This is a genomic window from Nocardioides sp. SYSU D00065, from assembly GCF_017916425.1.
Classification (GTDB): Bacteria; Actinomycetota; Actinomycetes; order Propionibacteriales; family Nocardioidaceae; genus Nocardioides.
In genome coordinates this window covers 399068-413196 of record NZ_JAFMSX010000002.1, presented here as the reverse complement: position 1 = coordinate 413196, position 14129 = coordinate 399068, and the positions used below count along the sequence as shown (strand labels likewise).

At 74.6% G+C, this 14129-nt stretch carries 13 protein-coding genes; 6 read left to right on the top strand and 7 right to left on the bottom strand.

Annotated features, from left to right (window positions below; all coding sequences use genetic code 11):
- Nucleotides 1-2: 2 nt before the first annotated feature.
- A complete protein-coding gene (locus tag J3P41_RS10050) occupies nucleotides 3-446 on the bottom strand; it encodes a MarR family winged helix-turn-helix transcriptional regulator (RefSeq protein ID WP_210650167.1) in 444 nt (147 codons plus the stop codon).
- Between the two features lie 124 nt (nucleotides 447-570).
- Nucleotides 571-2049, bottom strand: coding sequence for an NCS2 family permease (locus J3P41_RS10045; protein WP_210650166.1), 1479 nt, complete (start codon nucleotides 2047-2049; stop codon nucleotides 571-573).
- Between the two features lie 69 nt (nucleotides 2050-2118).
- Here J3P41_RS10045 and J3P41_RS10040 point away from each other — a divergent pair, with 69 nt between their 5' ends.
- Together J3P41_RS10040 and J3P41_RS10035 are read left to right on the top strand one after the other, a co-directional pair.
- On the top strand, nucleotides 2119-2406 hold the full coding sequence (locus J3P41_RS10040; RefSeq protein WP_307861926.1) for a DUF2530 domain-containing protein: 288 nt from the start codon (nucleotides 2119-2121) through the stop codon (nucleotides 2404-2406).
- Complete coding sequence (locus J3P41_RS10035) at nucleotides 2403-3002, top strand: bifunctional 2-polyprenyl-6-hydroxyphenol methylase/3-demethylubiquinol 3-O-methyltransferase UbiG (protein ID WP_210650165.1); 600 nt, start codon at nucleotides 2403-2405, stop codon at nucleotides 3000-3002. Before J3P41_RS10040 ends, J3P41_RS10035 begins: the two co-directional genes overlap by 4 nt.
- Before the next feature lie 31 nt (nucleotides 3003-3033).
- Here J3P41_RS10035 and J3P41_RS10030 read toward each other — a convergent pair whose 3' ends face one another.
- Nucleotides 3034-3828 carry a DUF3027 domain-containing protein gene (locus J3P41_RS10030; RefSeq protein WP_210650164.1) on the bottom strand — a complete coding sequence of 265 codons (795 nt, stop codon included), beginning with the start codon at nucleotides 3826-3828 and terminating at the stop codon, nucleotides 3034-3036.
- Nucleotides 3829-3924: 96 nt separating this feature from the next.
- Here J3P41_RS10030 and J3P41_RS10025 point away from each other — a divergent pair, with 96 nt between their 5' ends.
- On the top strand, nucleotides 3925-5394 hold the full coding sequence (locus tag J3P41_RS10025) for an MFS transporter (RefSeq protein WP_307861925.1): 1470 nt from the start codon (nucleotides 3925-3927) through the stop codon (nucleotides 5392-5394).
- Nucleotides 5395-5403: 9 nt separating this feature from the next.
- On the opposite strand, the gene J3P41_RS10020 is transcribed toward J3P41_RS10025, so the two are convergent.
- Nucleotides 5404-5799, bottom strand: a complete 396-nt coding sequence (locus J3P41_RS10020; RefSeq protein ID WP_210650162.1) for a cold-shock protein — start codon at nucleotides 5797-5799, stop codon at nucleotides 5404-5406.
- 189 nt (nucleotides 5800-5988) lie between these two features.
- On the opposite strand from J3P41_RS10020, the gene J3P41_RS10015 reads away from it, so the two are divergent.
- Entirely contained in the window at nucleotides 5989-8100 is a 2112-nt protein-coding gene (locus J3P41_RS10015; protein ID WP_210650161.1) for a S8 family serine peptidase, read from the top strand.
- 6 nt (nucleotides 8101-8106) lie between these two features.
- Here the strand turns inward: J3P41_RS10015 and J3P41_RS19280 are convergent, their stop codons facing one another.
- From J3P41_RS19280 to J3P41_RS10000, 3 genes are read right to left on the bottom strand one after another with little or no spacing between them, the layout of a single operon-like run.
- Nucleotides 8107-9282: an RDD family protein gene (locus tag J3P41_RS19280; RefSeq protein ID WP_210650160.1), complete on the bottom strand. Its 1176-nt coding sequence runs from the start codon at nucleotides 9280-9282 to the stop codon at nucleotides 8107-8109.
- 13 nt (nucleotides 9283-9295) lie between these two features.
- A complete protein-coding gene (locus tag J3P41_RS10005; protein ID WP_210650159.1) occupies nucleotides 9296-10405 on the bottom strand; it encodes an FHA domain-containing protein in 1110 nt (369 codons plus the stop codon).
- Nucleotides 10402-11217 carry a protein phosphatase 2C domain-containing protein gene (locus tag J3P41_RS10000; RefSeq protein ID WP_210650158.1) on the bottom strand — a complete coding sequence of 272 codons (816 nt, stop codon included), beginning with the start codon at nucleotides 11215-11217 and terminating at the stop codon, nucleotides 10402-10404. Before J3P41_RS10000 ends, J3P41_RS10005 begins: the two co-directional genes overlap by 4 nt.
- Before the next feature lie 81 nt (nucleotides 11218-11298).
- Between J3P41_RS10000 and J3P41_RS09995 the strand changes: the two genes are divergently transcribed.
- Both J3P41_RS09995 and J3P41_RS09990 read left to right on the top strand, forming a co-directional pair.
- The gene (locus tag J3P41_RS09995; RefSeq protein WP_210650157.1) at nucleotides 11299-13566 is read left to right on the top strand and encodes a helicase C-terminal domain-containing protein; all 2268 of its coding nucleotides are present in this window, start codon (nucleotides 11299-11301) and stop codon (nucleotides 13564-13566) included.
- 25 nt (nucleotides 13567-13591) lie between these two features.
- The gene (locus J3P41_RS09990; RefSeq protein WP_210650156.1) at nucleotides 13592-14119 is read left to right on the top strand and encodes a CGNR zinc finger domain-containing protein; all 528 of its coding nucleotides are present in this window, start codon (nucleotides 13592-13594) and stop codon (nucleotides 14117-14119) included.
- The last annotated feature ends 10 nt before the right edge of the window (nucleotides 14120-14129 follow it).

The window sequence follows — 14129 nt, the reverse complement described above, 5'->3', positions numbered from 1 at the left end:
GGTCAGTCGGTCAGGGCGAGGCGGGCCAGGATCGGCGCGGCCTCGCGAAGGATGGCGCGCTCAGCGGGGGTCAGCCCCGCGAGCTGCTGGGAGAGCCAGGCGTCGCGACGCTGGCGGTCGGCGAGCACGGCGGCGCGGCCGGCGTCGGTCAGCGCGACGACCACCTGCCGGCGGTCGGTCTCGTGAGGCCGGCGCGTCACGTAGCCGTCGGCCTCGAGGCAGTTGACCGTGCGGGTCATCGACGGCGGCTGCACGCGCTCGGCGCGGGCCAGCTCGCCGACGGTCTGGTCGCCCATCCGGACGAGCAGCCCGAGCACGACCATCTGGGCGATGCTCAGGTCGTTGTCGGGGTGGCGCTCGGCCACCAGGCGGCGGCGCAGGCGCATCACACCGGCCCGGAGCTCGGAGGCGAGCCCGGCGCGGCTGCGGAGGTCGGTCGTCGGCATGATCGTTAGCATAACTCATTACCTGTGCTAACTATTCCGCTGTGCCGCGGCCCGGCGGCCGGGTCAGGTGAGCTCGGACGTCGGGTGAGCCCGGGTCAGGAAAGCCCGGACGTCGGGTGAGACCTCAGGTGAGCCAGGACGTGATCGGGTCGATCGCGAAGTAGACGACGAAGAGGCCCGCGACCAGCCACATCAGCGGGTGCACGTCGCGCACCTTGCCGACCACGGCCTTGATGAGGACGTAGGCCAGGAAGCCGGCGCCGATGCCGACGCTGATCGAGTACGTGAACGGCATCAGCACGATCGTCAGGAACGCGGGGATGGCGATCTCGAGGTCGTCCCAGTCGATGCCCTTGACCTGCTGCATCATCAAGAAGCCGACCAGCACCAGCGCCGGTACGGCGGCCTCGGACGGGATCGCCTCCACGATCGGGGCGAAGAAGGTGCTCAGCAGGAACAGCAGCCCGGTAACCACCGACGCCAGGCCGGTGCGCGCGCCCTCGCCCACGCCGGAGGCGGACTCGATGTAGGACGTGTTGGACGAGACGCCTGCGGCGCCACCGGCGAGGGCGGCCACCGAGTCGACGATCAGGATGCGCTGGGAGTTGGGCGGGATCCCGTCCTCGTCATTGAGGCCGGCCTCGGCCCCGATCGCGGTCATCGTGCCCATGGTGTCGAAGAAGTCGGCGAGCAGCAGCGTGAAGGCCAGCAGCAGCGCGGCCAGCACCCCGACCGAGGAGAAGGCGCCGAAGAGGGAGAACTCGCCGAGGGTGCCGAAGTCGGGGACGTCGACGAAGCCGCCGAGCTCGGGCACGTTGAGCGCCCAGTTGCCCGGGCCGTCCTGCGCGACGGACCCGAGGTCGAGGACGGCCTGCAGGACGAAGGCCAGCACGGCGGTCGCGACGATCGAGATCAGGATCGCACCGCGCACGCGGCGTACCCACAGGGCCACGACGAGGACCACGCCGACCGCGAAGACCAGGACGGGCCAGCCCGTCAGCGTGCCGCCCGTGCCGAGCTGGACCGGGACGGTCGTCTGGGCGACGTCGGGGATCCGCGTGACGAAGCCGGCGTCGACGAAGCCGATGAGCGCGATGAACAGACCGATGCCGACCGAGATCGCGATCTTCAGCTGCTGCGGGACGGCGTGGAACACCGCGCGGCGGAACCCGGTCAGGACGAGGACCAGGATGATGATGCCCTCGAGCACCACCAGGCCCATCGCGTCCTCCCACGTGGAGCGGGTCGCCACGGCGTTGGCCACGAACGCGTTGAGGCCGAGGCCGGTCGCGAGCGCGAGCGGGAAGTTGGCCACCGCCCCCATGGCGATCGTCAGCACGCCGGCCACGAGCGCGGTGCCGGCGGCGATCACGGGCAGGTTGGACCCGTCGCCGGGGCCACCGCCGAGGTAGGCGCCGGTGGAGTCGGGGACGAAGCCCAGGATGAGCGGGTTGAGCACGACGATGTAGGCCATCGTCAAGAAGGTGACGACGCCGCCGCGGATCTCGCGACCGAGGGTCGAGCCCCGCTCGCTGATGCGGAAGAACCCGTCCAGGCCCCGGGCGCGGGACGGTCTCGCTGCGTGCTGCGTCTGGTTGCTCACGAGGGTCCAGTGTGGCAGAAGCGCGCTACGGGCGTGTTTCGGCCAGTGTCGCTTGTGTAGCGTGACGGCGTGGACCTGGGCGACGAGCAGCCGACTCGGCACGAGATCGGCAACCGCACCTACATCGTGGCGCAGGTCGAGCCCCTCGACGTCGACGGGGTCCGCACCACCGAGGTGGGCACGGCCCTCTGGCTCCTCGGCTTCCTCGGCCTGCTGCCGTTCTGGGGAGCGCTGCAGGAGAGCGGGCGGACGTGGTGGCTGTGGACCTGCCTGGCGGGCTTCGGCCTCGGGCTGTGCGGGCTGGAGTACTGCCGCCGCCGCCGGCGGGAGCGGACGGCGCGACAGGCCGACCGGTGAGCCTGCCGCCGACCCGCTGGGAGCTGGTGGGCGAGGGCAACCGGGGCTACGGGGAGCACTTCGCCGACGTCGTCGCCCGCGGCGATGACGTCGACGGCGAGGCCAGGCTGGCCGACGCGCTGGTCGCGCGAGGCGCCCGGATCCTCGACATCGGCTCGGGCATGGGACGCGTGTCGGCCGCGCTGCAGGCGCGTGGGCACCACGTCGTGGCGACCGAGCCCGACGCCGCGCTGCGGGCCCAGTCGCGCGCGACGTACCCCGACCTCGAGGTGCTCCCCCACGAGGCCCTGGCTCTCGACCCCGACGAGCACGGAACGTTCGACCTCGTGGTCGTCGTCGGCAACGTGATGATCTACCTCGGGGAGGGCACCGAGCGGGCGGTGCTGCAGCGGATCCGCGACCTGCTCGCCCCGGCGGGGCGGGCGCTGGTCGGCTTCGAGCTCGGCTCAGCCAGGGCGGGCAGCCGCACGTACCCGGCCGAGGAGTTCGTCGCGGACGCCGAGGCGGCCGGGCTCCGGGTGGTGCACCGCTTCGGCAGCTACGAGCTGCACGAGCCCGTGCCCGACTACGCCGTCTGGGTGCTCGCGGGCGCCTGAGCCCCGCCGGTGCCCCGCGGCGGAGCGGCGCTCAGATGCTCTCGAGCTCGTCGTCGGTGAGGGTGTCGTAGACGTGCTCGGGCATCGGCAGCGGCTGCTGCTTGCGGGCGAGCTTGACCTCGGAGTGGGCCCCGCAGCCGTGGTCGAAGCTGACGACCCGGCCGTCGTCGTTGGCGTTGCCGTTGGCGCAGACGCCGAAGCGCTCGGACAGCGAGCCGTTGAGCCGCACGAGGAAGCCGCACGACCAGCAGGTGTCGGGGGCGCTCTTGGCCAGCGGCGAGTCGGGGCCGCCGGGGCCGGCGTACCAGCGCTCGGCGGCCATGTCGATGCCCTCGCGGCTCAGCGTGCGCACGCGCCCCAGGCCGAGGTCCTCGGCGACGCGGCGCACCTGCGCCCGCGCGTCGCCGTCCAGAGGACCGTCGATCGGGTCGTCGCCGACGAGGTAGGTCGGCACCAGCCGGACGTCCTCGTCCTCGACCGGCAGCAGGTCGCCGGGCGAGAGGTCGCCGGGCTGCAGGCGCTCCTTGTAGGGCACCCACGGCGGCGCCACGATGGCCTCGTCGCCGGGCAGCAGCACGACCTCGTTGACGGTGAGGTCCTTGCCGCGCTTGGCGCGGGTCAGCGTGACCGACCAGTACCAGCCCGGGTAGCCGCGGCTCAGGCACGCGAAGTGGTGGGTGACGACCCGCTCCCCCTCGGCCCGGACCCCGAGGTGGTCGCCGACCTCCGTCGGCTCCGCGACCTCGAGGACGACACCGCGGGCCAGGTCGACGGCCTTGGCGAGGGCCGAGTCCGGCTTGCCGGCGCGTGTGGGGAGAGCGATCACCTGCGCATCATGGCAAACCCGTGGTCGTCCTGTCCCGTCGGCACTGCCGGTACGTCCTGCGCCGGGGTGTCGGGTGCGTAGGTCAAGATGTCCCCCGTGACCTCCGATCACCCCGACGCGCGCCCGGGCACGGAGCCGGCAGGCCACCCGGGGGCCGGGCAGGAGATCCCGTCCGGACCCGCCGCGGCGCACCGTCCCGGTGCCGTACGCCGATCGCTGTCCGGTGCTGCCCGCGGTGCGCGGGCGGCGGGGCGCGGCGCCAAGGTGGCGGGGCGCGGAGCCGGAACGGCAGGCCAGTTCGCGCTCACCCAGGCCCGTCGCGCGGCGCGGGCGGAGGGCGCCGGCGACTCGGGCCTGTCACGACTGATCGAGCTGCACGCCTTCAACGCCGCCGGCGACGCGGCCGTGGCCATCTCGCTGGCCGGCACCCTGTTCTTCCAGGTCCCCACCGGTGAGGCGCGCGGCCAGGTGGCGCTGTTCCTCGGCCTGACGATGCTGCCGTTCGCCATCGTCGCCCCGCTCATCGGCCCGTTCCTCGACCGGTTCAGCCACGGCCGCCGCTGGGCCGTGGGCGCCACCATGGCCATCCGGTGCTTCCTGTGCTGGGTGCTCGCCACCGCCGTGGTCACCGAGTCCGGGTGGCTGTTCCCCGCCGCGCTGGGCTGCCTCGTCGCCTCCAAGGCGTACGGCGTCACCCGCGCGGCAGCGGTGCCACGCCTGCTGCCGCCCGACCTGACGCTGGTCAAGGCCAACGCCCGGGTCTCCCTCGCAGGCGTCGTCGGCGCCGGCGTCTCGGCGCCGCTGGCGGTGCTGGCCTCGACGTTCGGGCCGGAGTGGTCGCTGCGCTACGGCTTCGTGGTCTTCGTGCTCGCCACGATCTGGGCGATCCGGCTGCCGGAGAAGGTCGACGCCAGCCACGGCGAGGGCGAGCTCGTGCTGACCGGCTCGAGCGACGACGCCGACACGACGGTCCGCGCCCGCCGCCCGCGCACCCGGATCCCGGCCGCCGTGGCGTTCGCGCTGCGGGCCAACTGCGGGCCACGGTGGCTGTCGGGGTTCTTGACGATGTTCATGGCGTTCCTGCTGCGCGACAACCCGATCGGCGACTGGCAGCCGGAGGTGCTGCTCGGCCTCGTGATCGGGGCAGCGGGCCTCGGCAACACCCTCGGGATCGCCATCGGGTCGCTGCTCAGGCGCCTCAACCCCGCGGTGACCGTGGTGCTGGCGCTGCTGGCCGACGCGGTCGTCGCGGTCGTCGCGGCCCTGTTCTACGGCCTCGTCCCGCTGGTGCTGCTGGGCCTCACGGCCGGCCTGGCCCAGGCGTTGGCCAAGCTCTCGCTGGACTCGACGATCCAGCGTGATGTGCCGAGCCGGATCCAGGCGAGCGCCTTCGCCCGCTCGGACACCACGCTGCAGCTGGCGTGGGTGATCGGCGGCTTCGTCGGGATCGTGATGCCGCTGATGCCGCAGCTCGGCCTCGGCATCGCGGCGGGCGTGCTCGGCGCGTGGGCGACCTTCGTGCTGGCGAGCCGTCCGCGCGCGGGGTCGTCAGCCACGCACGGCTGACGACGGCGCTCAGATCTCGAGCTCGTCGGCGAGCGCGCGCAGCACCTTCGCGGTGCCCCGGGCCGCGGCGCGCTCGGGGTGTCGGCCGCGGCGGTACGTCTCCTCGACGCCCTCGAGCATCTTGATGAGGTCCTCGACGATGGTGACCATCGCCTCCGGCTGCTTGCGCTGGGCGTTGCGCTGGTTGCGGCTGACCGATGCCGGCGCGTCGAGCACCCGCACCTGCAGCGCCTGGTCGCCGCGCCGACCCTGGGCGATGCCGAACTCGACCTTGGTGCCGGCCTTCAGCGTGGCGACGCCCTCGGGCAGCGCGTCGGAGTGCACGTAGACGTCCGGGCCGTCGTCCTGGGACAGGAAGCCGAAGCCCTTCTCCGCGTCGAACCACTTCACCTTGCCACTGGGCACAGGACCGCTCCGCTCCACCTCGACCGGCGCCGCGTGGGTTTCACGGGCGCGGCACAGGATAGGCGGCTGCGACCGGCCACCACCAACAGGTTGTCCGAGGCCCTTTGATTTCCGCGCTCCCCTGCTGGGACGATGAGAGGTCCGCGAGGCTCATGACGCGCGACGACGACCGACGTGGAGGTGGGGCAGGTGCAGGCACGACCCGTTCGGCGGACCCTGACGTCCGGCCTGCTCGCGCTGTCGCTGGTGCTGCCCGCCGCGGGTGCCGCACTCGCCGACGACCCGACCACCGGCGCCACCACGGCGTCGCAGCCGCTGACCCTCGTCACCCTCGAGGGCGCCGGCACCGCCGCGGGACGCCGGGACGCCGCAGAGCTGCTCGCCCAGCAGGACGCGGTGCTGTCGGTCGTCGGCGCCGAGCCCGTCTACCGCTGGACCACCGCCCTCAACGGCTTCGCCGCCCGGCTCACCGGCGCCCAGCTCGCCGTGCTCGACGACCAGCCCGGAGTCGCCGCCATCGAGGCCGACGTGGTCCGTCCACTCGCCGCCCACACGTCGAGGGCGGCCGTGCGCAGTGCCGCCGCCAGTCCCCGGCTCCGCGGTGGCGCTGGGGTGGTCATCGGCGTGGTCGACTCGGGCATCGCCCTCGAGTCGCCGGCCTTCGCAGAGGTCCCCGGCCTCGGCAAGGACCCGAGTGACTTCTCCGGCGCGTGCGCGGAGGGTGAGGACTGGTCGAGCGACGACTGCACCCGCAAGGTGGTCGGCGCCCGGTGGTTCGTCGAGGGATTCGGCGCGGACCGTGTCCGCTCCTCGGAGTCGCTGTCCGCGGCCGACGTGCTGGGCCACGGCACCCAGGTGTCGTCGGTTGCTGCCGGCAACGCCGGAGTGAGCGTCCGCGTGGACGGCCGCGACGCCGGCCGGTTCGGCGGCGTCGCGCCGCAGGCCCGGCTCGCGGCCTACAAGGCGTGCTGGGGCGCGCCGGACCCTGCCGACGACGGGTGCTCGACCGCTGACGTGGTCTCCGCGGTGGACGCCGCGGTCGCCGACGGCGTCGACGTCCTGACCCTGGCCCTCGCCGGTGGCGAGGGCATCGACACCCTTCAGCTCGCCCTGCTCGGCGCGGCCGAGGCCGACATCGTGGTCCTCGGCGCGGCCGGCAACTCCGCCGACGCGGCGTACGCCGCCCACGCTGCCCCGTGGGTGACCACGGTCGGCTCAGCGGTGGGCCGGATGTCGCGCGCCCGGGTGGCGGCGCCCGGCGGCACCACCTGGACGGGCGGCGGACGCCCGTCGGACGTGCGCGCGCAGGCCGTGCTGGCACAGGACGCGGCCGCACCCGGGGTCTCCCGGCGTGCCGCGGGGCAGTGTCGCAGCGGCGCCCTCGACTCGCGCCTGGTCGCCGACCGCATCGTGGTGTGCCGCCGCGGCGGCATCGGGCGCATCGACAAGTCGGACGCCGTCGCCCAGGCCGGCGGTCGCGCCATGGTCCTGATCAACCAGCGCCCGGGCAGCGTCAGCGCCGACCTGCACGCGGTGCCCACCGTCCACCTCGCCGCCGACGCGGGCCGCGCGTTCAGCCGGTGGGTGGCTCGCCACCCCGGCGCCAAGCTCGCGATGTCCCGCGTCGCCGGTGAGCCCGGCACGCGGCGTACGGCGCCGTGGAGTGCCGCCGGCGATCCCCGCGGGTCCGTCCTCAAGCCCGACGCGGTGGCCGACGGCGACGCCGTCCTCGGCGCCCTGCCCGACTCCACCGGCCGGAGCTGGGGCGTCTTCAGCGGCAGCTCGGCGGCCACCGCGCACGCCAGTGGCCTCGCGGCGCTGGTGCTCGCCGAGGGCGACCGCACCGCGGCCGAGGTCCGTTCGCTGCTCGTCACCGCGGCGACCCCGGTCCGCGGCGCCTCCTCCCTCGAGCAGGGCGCCGGCGCCCTGCCCTCCCGCGCGCCGGGCGCACACCTGGCGCTCGACGTCGCGCCGGCCGCCTGGCGCCGCGCGTGGCGCAGCCATGACCTCGCCGACCTCAACACCAGCTCGATCCTGCTGCGTGGGCCGCGGACCAGGGCCGTGCGCACCGTGACCAACATCGGCTCGCGCGCGGAGTACTTCTCCGTGACGGCCCGCGGCTTCACCTCCCACCGCGTGAGCGTCCGACCCCTCGCCGTACGCCTCGCGCCCGGCGAGTCGGCGCGCTTCACCGTCACCGTCGCCGGCCCGACGACGCCCGGCCAGCTCGACGACGGCGAGCTCGTCTGGCTCGGCGCTCGCGGCGGGATCACCCGGATCCCGGTCGCCCTGACGCGCTGATCGGCGTCAGGCCTCGCGGGTGATGGTCATCTCGCGGTCGCCGTAGACGACCTTGTCCCCGTCGACGAGCGCGGCCGGCTTGCCCGGGGCGAGCTGACGCGAGACGCCCTGCCGCACGAGGATGGTGCCGTTGGTCGATCCGCGGTCCATCACGACGATCGTCCCGTCGGGGGCGGGCCCGAACTGGGCATGGGTCTTGGAGACCGACATGTCGGCGGACGTCAGCGGGACCAGGTGGGCCACCTGCTCGCCCGCTCGGGCCTCGGGACGCCGCCCGACCAGGGCGAGGCCGGCGATCACGAAGCTCTCGCCGTTGTCGAAGTGCACGCGCCAGCGCTGCGGTCCGGCAGGCACGCGCGGGGCCGCGTGGGGGGCGCCCTGCGGCACCGGTGCCCGTCCGGGCGGTGGCGCGTGGTGCTGGGGAGGCAGCCGCGGCGGCACCTGCGGCTGCGGGGCCGGGACACCCGGCACCGCAGCGGCGTGCCGACCGGCCGCGGTCGGTGGTGCCGCCCCCCGCGGCGGGGGCGCGGTGTGCGGCGCGGTGGCGGGCGGCGCGGTGGCCGGCGGTGCGGCGAGGTCGGCCGGGAGGGGCTGGCGCCGCGTCGAGTGCTCGGGGCGCTCGGGAGTCCTGATCACCTCGACCGGCGGCGCGGGGATGAGGCGCATGGCGGTGAGGTTGACGATGTGGCGCGGGCCCTCGTCGGCATCCTCGTCGGCCACCTCCTCCACCGGGCGTACGTCGACCACGACGGTGTGCGTCAGGTGGTCGTGCCATCCGCGGCGCTGCCGGTTGCGGTCCTCCACGGCCGTCCAGGCCAAGGTGGCGATGCCGAGGCCGAAGGTGGGCAGCCCGGCGGCGCCCAGCACGAGCGAGCGGAGCAGCGCCGGGCCGACGCCGATGGGGGTGCCGGTGCCGTGGTGGACCACCCGCAACCCCACCATCGCCTTGCCGGGGGAGGTCCCGGTGGCCCCGAGCACGACCGCCAGCGCCAGCCACAGCAGCACCATGGCCCCCGCGACCACGCCGACGACGGTCCAGAAGTCGTCGGACACGAAGAGGGCCGTGACGAGGCCGACGAGGGCGAGCAGGCTCCAGGCCAGCAGGCGGTCGACGGCGAACGCGGTGAAGCGTCGCTCGAGCTGGGCGACGGGGTACGTCGTGGGGTGTGGGTGCTGGGTCACGGACGTGTCGGGCTCAGGGGTTGGTGACCTGGATGGTGACGCCGTCGCCGAGGTCGAGCACGGCACCGGGGATCAGGCTGACGGCGATCCCCGGCTTGAGCTCCTCGGGCTCGAGTCCGGGCTGGGCCAGCACCGTGCCGTTGGTCGAGCCGAGGTCGGTCGCGATCGCCGAGCCGTGGTCGGCACCGGCGCCGGGCCGGATCTCGAGGTGGGTGGAGGAGATCTCCTGGTGCGGGCTGGGCACCGTCACGACGTGGGGCTGGTCCTGCGAGGAGAACCGACGCGCCTCGGGCGCCCGGCCGACCAGCACGGTGCGGTCGACGGACACCACGTCCCCGGTCGAGAAGACGAGCGAGGCGACCGGCTGCGAGACCACCTCGGGCGCGAGCTCCTGACCGGGGATCGGCGGACGAGCGAACTCCGGCACCGGGGCGCCGGCGCGCGTCTGGCCGTCGCGGTCGGGCCAGTCGTCGACGGTGGGTGTCTCGCCGGTGGGAGCGTCCTCGAGGCCAAGGCCCACGGGCGCCGGGGCGGCGACGGGGGCGGGAACCGGCTCGGGGACCGGCTCGGGAGCCGGCTCGGGGACCGGCTCGGGAGTCGGCTCGGCGACCGGGCTCGGGGTCGGCTCCGGGTCGGCCTGCGGCTCGGGGTCGGGTCGGGAGGTCGCGACCGGCGCGTCGACCGCCTCGGTCGTGGTCGGCGTACCGAGCTCGACGACGGAGACGCGCGCGATGCCGGGGGTCAGCACGTGATCGGCCGTGCCGTCGCCGGTGAGGGTGATCCGGAGGCTGGTGACCCCGGTGACGAGTCGCTCGGCCCAGGCGGTGCCGGGGACCGCGCTGACGATCGAGTCGCCCGCCGTGGCGGTGACGGTGGCGCTGGGCGCGCCGCGCACGATGAGCCGGGTGGCGTCGTCGCCGTGGGCGACGAGCGCGAAGTGCTCGAGCGAGGACAGCCCGCCGGCGAGCAGGGCGTCGAGAGCGGCGTCGGGGCCGGCGCCGGCGTCCACGAGGTCCCAGAGCGCGGCCACGCGCTCGCGCTGGCTGCCGGGCAGCAGGACGGTCACCTGCTCGCCGACGACGGCGTACCAGTCGCCGGCCGCGAACCTGGCCTCAGTGCTCACAGTCGTCCCCCAAGCTTGGATTCGAGACTCTCGAGCTGGCGCTGGGAGTCATAACTGGCGTCCTTCACCAATCCCACCACATCGACGACGACCGCCGTCGCGTTGTCGCGGCCTCCGGCAGCCACCGCCGCTCGCACGAGCCGGTCGGCCGCGTCGCGGGGGTCTGCCACGGTCTCGAGGATGTCGTGGATCACCTCGTCCTCGATCATCCCGGTGACGCCGTCGCTGCACAGCAGCAGCCGCTCGACCGAGGCCAGCGGCAGCAGGAAGAAGTCGGGATCGATGCCCTCGGGGCTGCCCAGCGCACGGGTGATGACGTGCCGCTCGGGGTGGACCGCAGCCTCCTGCGCGGTGATCTGTCCCGCGTCGACGAGCTCCTGCACGACCGAGTGGTCCACGCTGATCTGCTCCAGCCGGCCCTCGGTGATCCGGTAGATGCGGGAGTCGCCCAGGTTGGCGAGCAGCCACTTGATCACGCCGTGGTCGTCGACCAGGACCGCGACGACGGCGGTGGTGCCGGCGTGCCAGCCCGGCTGCAGCGCCCGGTGCGCGTTGCCGTAGTCGACGATGCGCGCCTGCGCCCGTGCGAAGGCGTCGGTGACGTGCTCGGCGCCGCGCGCGGGGTCGTACGCCTCGGCCAGCCGCTGGAACTCCTCGACGACCATCTGGCTGGCGACGTCGCCGCCGGAGTGCCCGCCCATGCCGTCGGCGACGACGAACACCGGCGGTGCGACCAGGAACGAGTCCTCGTTGACCTTGCGCACCAGCCCGACGTCGGTCGCCGCCCCGTGGTGCAGGTCGACGTTCCTCATGCTCTGCCTTCTTCGCCCGTGTGGTGGTCCGGTGTCGAGATCGCGGCCGGCGTCGCCGACCCGGCGAGTAGCGTAGAAGGGATGTCCAGTTCAGGACGGGCGACACCCGCGCGCACCCTCGCCGACCAGCTTCGCGCCTGGCCGGACGAGCGGCTCGTGGCGCTGCTCAGGGCCCGTCCGGATCTCGCCACACCCGCCCCTCAAGATTCTTCGCAGCTGGCCTCGCGGGCCAGCACGCGCTCGTCGATCCACCGAGCCCTCGACGGCCTGGACCGTCTGGAACTGTCCGTGCTTGATGCCCTGCTGGTTGCAGGTCAAACCACTTCGGACGATCTGATCTCGATCGTCGCTGCCGACCCGGCGCGCACCGCGGCGGCGCTGGATCGGCTCCTGGACCTGGCGCTGGCCTGGGAGGCGCCGGGCGGCATCCGGGCGCTGACGGGCGTCGCCGACGCCCTGCGCGCCATGCCGGGGGTCGTGAGCGGCCTCCGCCCTGCCAGCCCCGAGCCCGCCCCGCCCGACGAGGTCGCCGCGCGGATCGCCGAGCTCAGTCCGGCGGCCGCGGCCCTGCTCCGCCACGTCGACGCCCACGGCGGCGAAGGCACCACCGGGTCGGCACGCCGCACGGTCTCCCCCGCCGAGGCGCGCACCCCGGCCGAGGAGCTGCTCAGCCGCCGCCTGCTCGTGCCGCGGGAGGGCGACACCGTGGTGGTGCCGGGTGAGGTCGGCCTGGCGCTGCGCGGTGGGCGCACGACCACCGAGCCGGTGGACGAGGTGCCCACCCTCGCCACGTCGTCGCGCGACGCCGCGCTGGTCGCCCGGACTGCGGCCGGCGCCGCCTTCGACGTCGTACGACGCGTCGAGCTGCTGCTCGACCACTGGGGCGTGCAGCCGCCGAGCGTCCTGCGCAGCGGGGGCCTGGCCGTGCGCGACCTCAAGCTGGTGGCGCGCGAGCTCCACGTGGACGAGCCCGGTGCCGCGCTCATCGTCGAGGTGGCGCTCCCCGCCGGCCTCGTCGCCGAGGGCGCCCAGCCCGACGGCTCTCCCGCCTGGCTGCCCACGGACGAGTTCGACGTGTGGTCGGGGCGACCGATCGCCGAGCGCTGGTCGCGCCTGGTCGGGGGGTGGCTGGCGAGCAGCCGGGTGCCGTCGCTGGTCGGCTCGCGGGACCCGGCGGGCAAGTCCTGGAACGCGCTGGCGCCCGAGCTCTCCAGCGGCCTGGCCGAGGAGGCGCGCCGGCTGGCGCTGCGGGTCCTGGCCGAGGTGCCGGAGGGCGAGGTGCTGGCGGCGGGCACCGGCGTCGCCTCCCTGGTGCAGCGGATCGGCTGGCTGCGACCGCGGCGGCCGGCGGTCTTCACCGACCTCGTCACCTGGGCGCTGGACGAGGCCGCGGTGCTGGGCGTGACCGGAGCCGGCGGCCTCCCGCCGAGCGGCCGGCTCGTGGCCGACGGTGACCTGTCCGGTGCGGCAGCCGCGATCGACGATCACCTTCCCAGGCCCGTCGAGCACGTCCTGCTGCAGGCCGATCTCACGGCGGTGGCTCCAGGGCCGCTGGAGAGCGAGGTGGCGCGCCGGCTGCACCTGCTCGCCGACGTGGAGTCGCGCGGCGGCGCGACCGTCTACCGCTTCAGCGCCGGCTCGCTGCGCCGCGGCTTCGACGCGGGCTGGTCCGCCCTCGAGGTCCGCGACTTCCTGACCTCGGTCTCGCAGACCCCCGTCCCGCAGCCGCTGGAGTTCCTGGTCGACGACGTCGCGCGCACCTTCGGCAGCGTGCGCGTGGGCCACGCCGAGGCCTTCCTGCGCGCCGACGACGAGGCGGCGCTGGCGGCCCTGGTGCACGACCCGCGCGCCCGGACGCTCGGCCTGCGGCTGCTCGCCCCCACGGTGGCGATCTCGACCTCCCCGATCGACGTGCTGCTGCCGCGCTTGCGCGAGCTGGGCGCGGCGCCCGTCGTCGAGGCGGCGGACGGCACGGTGCGGGTCAGCCGACCCGACCTCCAGCGTGCCCGTCCCCGGCGGGGACGCCGTCCGGCCGGAGCGCTGGAGGCGCGCCAGGCCGCGCAGGTGCAGGCGGTCGCGACCGCGATCCGCGCCGGCGACCGAGCCGGGGCGTCCCGACCGACGCTCACCGATGCCACCACCCCGTCGGGGGCGTTGGCGGCGCTGCGAGAGGCGATCGAGTCCGGCAGCACGGTGGTCATCGGCTACGTCGACAACCACGGCGCGAGCGGTGAGCGGGTCGTCGAGCCACGGCGGCTCGACGGCGGCCGGCTCTCGGCGTACGACCTGCGCGCGGACGACGTCCGCGAGTTCGCGGTGCACCGCATCACCGGTGTCCGTCGAGGCTGACCCAGCGCCTCCGTAGAGTGGTGCGGTGGACTTCATCCGCTACGCCGAGCGCTCCGCGTCGCTCGTGAACGCCGAGCTGCCCGACGCGGCCGCGCTGCGGGCGCACCTCGCCGACCGCGTCTGGCTGCACCGCTCGGTGGTCGACGAGGACGTGCGCCGGCTCCAGCAGTTCCAGGCCGAGCTCCGCGGCGTGTTCGAGGCGTCGGCGGCCGACGACGTCCCCTTGGTGGTGCGCTCGCTCAACGACCTGCTGGCCCGCCACCCGGTCACCCCGATGATCTCCGACCACGACCCCGACAACCTCCACATGCACGTCGCCAACCGCGCGGCGTCGGTCGCGGAGCTGCTGGTCGGTGAGGCCCTGATGGGGCTGGCGAACCTCGTCTGCGACCTCGGCGCCACCCGCCTCGGCACCTGTTCGGAGACCCGGTGCGACAACGTCTTCGTCGACACCTCGCCCAACCAGTCGCGACGCTACTGCTCGGACCGCTGCTCCTCGCGCGCCAACGTGGCGGCGTTCCGCGCGCGGCAGAGGGCCGCGGCCGCCAGCTGAGCCTGCCGCC